The 6,616-nt window shown below is 56.0% G+C and carries 3 protein-coding genes and 1 pseudogene; all 4 read left to right on the plus strand.

The window, feature by feature from the left end; translation table 11 throughout:
* Nucleotides 1-57: 57 nt before the first annotated feature.
* Nucleotides 58-1,095, plus strand: coding sequence for a hypothetical protein (locus AC0L20_RS29255; RefSeq protein WP_473294100.1), 1,038 nt, complete (start codon nt 58-60; stop codon nt 1,093-1,095).
* Nucleotides 1,096-1,735: 640 nt separating this feature from the next.
* Nucleotides 1,736-3,016, plus strand: coding sequence for a hypothetical protein (locus AC0L20_RS29260; protein ID WP_157234066.1), 1,281 nt, complete (start codon nt 1,736-1,738; stop codon nt 3,014-3,016).
* A 72-nt stretch (nt 3,017-3,088) separates the two neighbouring features.
* Nucleotides 3,089-3,871 (plus strand): YdcF family protein, encoded by a 783-nt coding sequence (locus AC0L20_RS29265; protein WP_473294101.1) that lies wholly within the window; start codon nt 3,089-3,091, stop codon nt 3,869-3,871.
* A 678-nt stretch (nt 3,872-4,549) separates the two neighbouring features.
* A pseudogene (locus AC0L20_RS29270) lies at nt 4,550-6,616 on the plus strand (hypothetical protein); the annotation flags it as partial.

Below are 6,616 nucleotides of genomic sequence, written 5' to 3' on the forward strand. Positions count from 1 at the left end.
CATTGGCTTCGAAGGATCCCCGTTATGGACGGTTCGCGTATCATTAGACGAAGCGTCTTGACGGGTTTGATCAACCTGATCGCGGCACCTGCAATCGTGCGAGCTGCGACTGCCTTATCGTCGAATGAAACGGCTGTCCCATCGGTCGCGGATTCTGGCAGCCAGGATGCGCCGGCCGGGGTAGCGCAATATCCAACATATTTCACCAGCTTGAACGGAATTTCGCCGTATCCGGTCCGTCCACCCTGGCCCGTCGCCGGGGTGGATTATCGCGTGGGGGTAAGTGCTGGTGTCAAGTTGAAGGATCCGGCAAGCATCATGCCGAATGTAGCCTCTCGTTCGGGAACGAACCCGATCGTGCTGCGGCTCGAAGCTGACGACGTTGTCCTCGATGGTTACGATTTTACGATGGGAGGTTGGTGGCAAATTCGAAGCAACGGCCATGCCAATCTAACGATCTCGAACTCCAGGCTTCAAAACCTCTGTATCGACATAGATACCGGCCCGTTGACAGTTAAATATTGCGAGATCGACGGGCTGGGCTCGGCAGGGGAAACAGTCTTCGGTTGCCTGGCCTTTTTGCGAACCGGCGTAACGTCCTTCTGGAGGTATAACTGGTTACATAGTGCGCAGAATGATTTCATCGACTTGGCGACGTCCGATATCGATGCGCGCTTCAATCTATTCGACACCATGGGCTATGAAGCCGGCGCTCACGCCGATGCGATACAATTCGCGGGTGACGGCAGGGCCAACAACATAAAGATCCTATTCAACACCTACGTTCATATGGTTGCGACCAAAGCGAGTCCGAGCAGTTTCATCGACCTGGAGACGCAACTCGGGTCAGGCACGCAAGTGATGAATGGACCGGAAGTTGCGTACAATACCGCGTCGAATACAGCCGTCGGGGGACTTAGGGGGAGCACCTTTTTCCGGGTATCTCAGGTCAAAGGCACGATAGCGGACGCCTATGTCCACGATAACTTTGCGGATCTGACGAATATGATCGGGGTCATTTCGACGACCCCGTCGCCGGGCCAAGGGTACCGTAAGAGCGGCAACACCCTCTTGAGATCCGGACAACGCTTCTAGAGCGCCATAGAGTTGCCCACGCGTTGTACAAAGGCGCTGGGTTACGGCCTCACGATTGGCACTAATCTGCCAATCGGGCCGCCGGTTGCAAATCCTGCTGCCGAAACCCGGAGGCCGGGCTCCTGCAGTGGTTCTCTCGACGGGAGCGGGTAGGCGTCTCGACGGAAGTAACGTTACAGTTTCACCGCGGCAATGATCCCGAAGCGATCGTTGAACCTGAGGAGGGCTGTCAGCGGTTAGCGTGTATTGCCAGCGGTCATGCGGGATCCATTTAGCGGGATAGTCGCGCGGCAAAGACATTATGTTCGTGGACAAGGGCGTTGGCAAAGCAGCTCCAGGATCGGCAGATACTTGGATGCAAGGTCTCCGGCGGCCGGATGGAAAACGCCTATTTAACACGTCGGAACATGTTTTTCCGGGCCACGCTCGACAGTTTGCGCGCTCATTGGCGCCGACTGCTTCGAGGCTCCTTGGAGGCAAACACATTGTCGGCTGGAGAAGCAGTATTAATGATATTATTTAAACGACTCTACCGATTAAATTTGACGATGTCGTCCCCTCACGTGATATTCTAGGGCTACGAGGGGGATACCGTTAACCGCGGATATCGAGTGAAATGAGACCGTCGGCGTCCGCAGTCGTGACCCATCTTCCGGGCAGGCAACCGGCCTCGATTTCGGGGCGCGCGTCTGCGCTTCCGTTCATGGTCACTGCAATTGTCGTCGGCCTGTTCCTGCCTGAGGAACTTTCTTTCTATATATTCGGGCTGAGGCTGACTGTCGTTAGGCTGCTCTGTCTGTTGCTGGCGCCGATCCTGATTGTGAAGGGACTACAGAAGGCATCGGCTGGACGCTACAGATTCGTGCTATCGGATCTTCTTGTCCTCCTAGCCGGGTTCTGGCTGGTCTATGGACCCGCCAACGTCGACGATCCGGTATCGGCGCTCAATCATGCCGGCCCCACAATTCTTGAGTTTGGCGTCGCCTACATGGCGACCAGAATTCTGTTGTCTGAGCGCGGTCATGCGCTGGCTTTAGCCAACCTGCTTTGTCGAGCAATTGCAGTGGTTGCGCTCGTCGGGGCGCTCGATCCTGTGACTAACCATCGGTTCGCGCACGATCTGGCCGCCGCAATCGCAGGCCCGATGCATAGCATCGATTCCTGGGACGACGCCTATCGCCTTGGTTTGCTGAGGGCGACAGGAACAATCGAGCATCCTATTCTGTTTGGCTTTATCTCCACGATCGGCATACTTATCGCGGCCTCGGTCCCTGTCCCCGGGCGGTTCTTCGTCATTGGGGCGTGCGGGCTCGGAGCCGTCCTGGCCTTTTCGTCGGCACCGCTTCAGGTGATGATTATCGGGTTCATTCTGCTTGCCTACAATTCGATGTTTTCACGTATGGCTGGCCGCTGGCTGGTTCTGGTCGCGATAGGTATACTTGCGGTTAGCGCTGCGTTCGTGATCAGCAATAATCCCGTCGGGTTCATAATCTCGAACCTGACCTTCTCGCCCGAGTCCGGCTATTACCGCGAATGGACTTGGCACATGGTCACTCTTTACGTGTCACAATCGCCCTGGTTCGGGCTTGGGTTTGGTAAGCTCCCGGATGAGATAGACCATTCCATCGATTCTTTATGGCTCGTGCTGTCGATCCAGTCTGGCTATCCTGGGGCTGTGCTGGTCGGGCTTTCGTTGATGGGGGCCGCTCCAATTGGGAGTCGTGGGCAACACCTGACGCCGACCGAGAAGAAGCTCGCAACGATCGTTGGGATCGTGCTTTTTCTCACTCTCTACATTGCATTCACCGTGCACATATGGGGATCCGGTTGGATTTTGACCGGCCTCCTGATTGGCCTGAAGGCGCATTTGACTGAATTGAATCGCTTGATTGATCCTCGCCGCTCCGGTTTGGCGTCCTGAGAACTCTCGTACAAGTCAGATCGTTGCGAGCTTCGTGAGGGTGCGCCCGCAATGGTTTGAAAGGATGTCGCGATGCACTTTACGTTCTCGAAGTTGATTGGCTTCTTTCTTGTCCCTTCTAATGTCATTGCCTCCTTCGCAGTGCTGGCGCTGATCCTGCTTACTTTTCGCCGCCGAAGCGCGATGCTGTTTGCCGCACTGTCTCTGGCTGTCTTGGCGGCCGGAGGCTTGTCACCGATCGGAAATATGCTCCTGACGCCTCTCGAGCAGCGATTCCCGGAGATGACGCTTCCTCGCGAGCAGGTCGATGGGATCATTGTGCTTGGCGGATCGTATGACTCACAAAGCCACGGCTATCTCAGCACCATCGTTCTCCGAGACGATACAGAGCCGATGGCGGTCATGGTTGCCTTGGCCAAAAGATACCCAGCGGCTAAGATCATCTTCTCTGGCGGGACAGATGGCGTCGACGGCCCAAGTGAGGCATCGGTCGTCAAGCAGTACTTCATTTCGTTCGGAATTGCGGCGGATCGCATTCTGGTCGAAGGGAATTCGCTGACGACAGCGGAGAACGCGCGGTATACGGCGCACCTCATCAATCCACGGCCTGGATCGCATTGGCTCCTTGTAACCTCCTCCTACCATATGCCACGAGCGATCGGTGCCTTCCGAAAGGTTGGCTTTGATGTGTTCGCCTTCTCGGTGGGGTCGCGGACCCATGGCTGGCAGGAGATGTGGGTGCCGGAAGACACGGCCACGGACAATTTGCGACGTGTCGATATCGCCGTCCACGAATGGTTGGGATTGCTGATCTATCGGTTGTCAGGTCGGTCCGATGAGTGGTTTGCACGATGAGGGCCAATCCGTGCAATTAGGGGGGCGCCCAGGCTGGGGCTGGCTCTCACGCTTAGTCGGGCCGGCGCTGGTTGAGGCGTCTGTTTGTGTGTTTGGCGCCTTCCTCGTCCACCGCATCACTTGGGCGATCTCCATATTGAGCGTCAACAAGGGGCGGCGCGTCGAGATCTATAAAATCAATGATTGCCCTCTCGGCAGCTCCCATGAAGAGCGTTGGATGCCTGCGACGATTTGAATCATCAACATTGACCAATCACCTGTGCGAGCGCCCGTATGCTCTGATTCGTGATGGGGCTGAATCGAGGCATTTTCCACTAGTCGGCCGATTTCTCAGCGGACGACACCTTCAAGCAGCTGTCTTATTTAAAGTAGATTTAAAAACCCATTTAATTCGGCCGTTCTGTAAAAAAGAACCTATTTCGCTTAGGCGCTTTTAGCAAGCGTGGCGGATTGGCGGCGTTGTTGTCCTTTTTTACTTCGTTCAATGATTCAGTTGTGCGAAATATTCACCGGCACGTTTCGTAGGAAGTCCTAGAAATCGTCTTAAAAAAGACCAGACCGAGGATCAGTCGAGGAGTTGGGTTTGGGGTAACAGCTCATCAGGTTTAAAGCGCAGGGGTGCGCAACTTGAGCGGCTGAGGCGGGAATTCCAAACGTGCGTGAACAAAGGGGCCAAATTTGACTCGCAAAACGCATCCATCCGTGCAGTTTGATCATGCCGAGCGCCACAGCTCTTCAGATATCATCGCGTCGATTGAAGCCGCGGCGGCTGACGCATTGATGGCCATCCGATCGACGGGTGCTGCATCTCGGATGGCAATCGCCCAGTCTCTTCATCGCGACGTGTTTCATCACGGGCATACGGCCGAGCTTGACCAAGGGGTAGGTTTGCGGTCGGACGCGAATAGCGAGGTGGGCTCGGGTTCGCCGAGCGATGTCACGATCGTCGATACGCCCGCTCATTCCTTGGCCCCGACGGTGGAGGTCGCTGGTAGCGGAGGTGCGTCCGCGGATGCCGGCGCTCAGCTTGCCGTGGTCTCGGACGGTGGCACTCTGGAGCTCTCGTCTTCATTCTCGGGTGCCGTCGCATTCGACGGAGCGACCGGCACCCTCAAGATCGACGATTCCTCGACATTCAGCGGCAAAATTGCCGGTCAACTTGCTATCGGCGATGTCATTGATCTTGCGGACGTCACAGCTGGCGCAAACGCGCAGATCAGTTACACCGGCAACAACTCGCCTGGCATACTCACGGTCAGCGACGGCACGCATACCGCCAGTATTGAGTTGCTGGGCAACTATTCGCTGGCGAACTTCGCGGCATCGAGCGACGGTCACGGTGGCACGTTGATCGTCGATCCTCCGCTGGTTGGCGATGGTTCTGCTGGAGCGCCTGGCGGAGGCCCGCAATTGGCTGGAATATTGGACGGCTACACTGTGCGCCCTTCCTGGGAAGTGGCCGGCGTCGACTATGCCGTCGGCATTACCGCGGGCACCGTCCTGAAGGACCCTTCAACAATAAAAATGGCTGGGGTTTCAGTTAACTCCTCGCTCCATCAGGTCACGGTCACGGGGGGCAACGTCACGCTTGACGGTTACGACTTCTCGCTCGCCGGCGGTTGGTCCGTCATCACGCAGGCTGCGAATACGACGATTTCCAATTCCAACTTCAAGATTGGATCAAACAGCAATTTCACGATCTACGGAGACAACGGCTCTTCAAATCTGACGGTCAAGAATTGCGTCATCGACGGCAATATGCAGTCGGATCAGCTCAACAACGGTCTCATTTACACAAGTACGTCGGGCCTCACCGTTGAGTATACGCTGCTCAAGAATGCCTATTCCGATTTTATCCAGGCACAGGGTGGTGGGCAGGTCACCATCAAGTACAATGTGCTGAATGACAACGGGAACGTTAATGCGCATCCCGATTGGCTTCAGACAATGGGGAGCAATCCCTTCACTGAAACCATCATGTACAACACTGTGTACCAAACCGTCGTGTCAAATTCGGACGGTACACAGGGCTTCATGCTCAATGACAACGGTTCGACGGTCACGAGCGCGGAACTGGCTTATAATACGATCATAGCCCTTCCGGGCTCCAACGTCGGCGTCATGACGACGGTCAATGGGGGATCGAGTCTGGCTGGAACCGTGCTGATCCACGATAATTTCGCCGATACGCGAGGGGGCACTTTCGGCAACGAAAGCTTCTTCTCCGATCCGACTTATTCCCCCAATGCCAAGTACTACAACAACACCAATATGGAGACGGGTGGGCTGTATTTCCAGAACATCACACCTTCGCCAACCGCACCTGTCGGGGCTCAGACGAACTCCGCAAGACCTGTTGTGACACATTCGACGTTGGTGCCGACCGTAACTGTCACGAGTGAGACAGTGAGTGGGGACGCAGTCACGCTAAAGGGGCAGGCGAGCTCTGGTTCCTGGATTAGCGGTTATACCATACAGATTTTTGATGGCGCGACGCAGATCGGTCTGATCGACACCGATTCATCCGGTGCCTGGACTTTTACGGCGACGCTATCTGCCGGGACGCATAGCCTGACGGCAAAGGCAAACAACTTTTTCGGCTATGTCAGCGCGCCTTCTCAGGCGGTGAGCGCGGTCATTGCCGGATCCGGAACCTCGAGCCCGACCCCGCCTGCGGCGCCGACGATCGCTTCGTTCACGACCGACAGCGGTGTTGTCGGCGACCACATCACCAACGACAACACG

The organism is Bradyrhizobium sp. Kon58 (assembly GCF_055807455.1).